Genomic DNA, 1,155 nt, shown 5'->3' with positions numbered 1-1,155 from the left:
AATATGCAACACCAGGTGTTCATATCTGTAACCTAGGAACAGGTAAAGGATATAGTGTATTAGAAATCGTAAAGGCATTTGAAAGAGTTAATAACATTAAGATTCCTTACGTAATCAAGCCAAGACGTGCTGGTGATATCGCAACATGTTATGCAGATCCTACTCGTGCAAAAGAACAGTTAGGATGGGTGGCTGAAAAGACACTAGATGATATGTGCAGAGATACTTGGAACTTTGCAAAGAAACATATGTAACAAAAGAGATGCTCAATTGGGCATCTCTTTGTTTTTGAATTCTAGAGGTGAGCATTGGTACTCCTTTTTGAATACTTTGCAGAAGTAATTAGGGTCTTCAAAGCCACATTGATAAGCAATTTCTTTAACGGTTTGTTTCTTATTTATTAATAGTTCTGCAGCCTTCTTTAATCGGTAATCTAATAAGAATTTGTGGATAGTCGTATTGTATTTAGATTTAAAATGAGTTAACAATGTTCCTCTGCTGCAGAAGAAATAGTCACATAGCTGATCAATCGTAATAGGTTTACTATAATTCGCAATTAAGTACTGTTTTATTTCCTGGGCAAGATGATCATTCTTGGCCTGAATGCGATTGGTGAGAGAAATGTATTTTGCGCAGATATCACATACATGTGCAAAAGCATATATTTGATTTTTATCTAATATAGTAATATTTGTGACAAGTTGTCTTAATTCTTCTTCATTTTCAAAATAGGGCTTAGATTTATTGATGATTTCAGAATAGTTTCTATATGTTCCTATAACCGCTTGTCCCATCATTAGATAACCAGTTAAAGCGCCATAAGAATATAAAGGCATAATTGCTTCACTGAGTCCAAAATGACATTGATAGACATAAAGTTCGCCAGTCTCTTTTACATGATTCATCGCATTTATATCACATATAAAACAATGATCAGAAGCTTTGTTCTTCTCTATCTCATGGCAGAATTTGGATTTCTCATGAGGATAAGAAGCCAGTAGTTTCTGATTAATATCAAAGATGGACATATTTAATCCTGAGACAAGATAGAGCTGTTTGAGTATTTTTTCTAAGTCTTCCATATGAACCTTCCATTCCTTTCCGCCTGCGGCTCCAAGGCACACATAGTAATGAATAATTCTTGTTTGTGCAGGC

Annotated in this window: 2 protein-coding genes; one reads left to right on the top strand and one right to left on the bottom strand. The window is 34.5% G+C overall.

The genetic code is table 11. From position 1 onward, the window contains the following. On the top strand, positions 1 to 254 hold a 254-nt coding region (locus ACFOZZ_RS12445), incomplete at its 5' end, for a GDP-mannose 4,6-dehydratase (RefSeq protein WP_376815344.1). Between the two features lie 12 nt (positions 255 to 266). Here the strand turns inward: ACFOZZ_RS12445 and ACFOZZ_RS12440 are convergent. Next, positions 267 to 1,155: PocR ligand-binding domain-containing protein (locus tag ACFOZZ_RS12440; protein WP_376815343.1), on the bottom strand; the 889-nt coding region annotated here is incomplete at its 5' end.

The organism is Catenibacterium sp. GCM10023432, assembly GCF_042651925.1.
Classification (GTDB): Bacteria; Bacillota_I; Bacilli_A; order Erysipelotrichales; family Coprobacillaceae; genus Catenibacterium; species Catenibacterium mitsuoka.
This window is presented reverse-complemented; position numbering and strand designations above follow the sequence as displayed.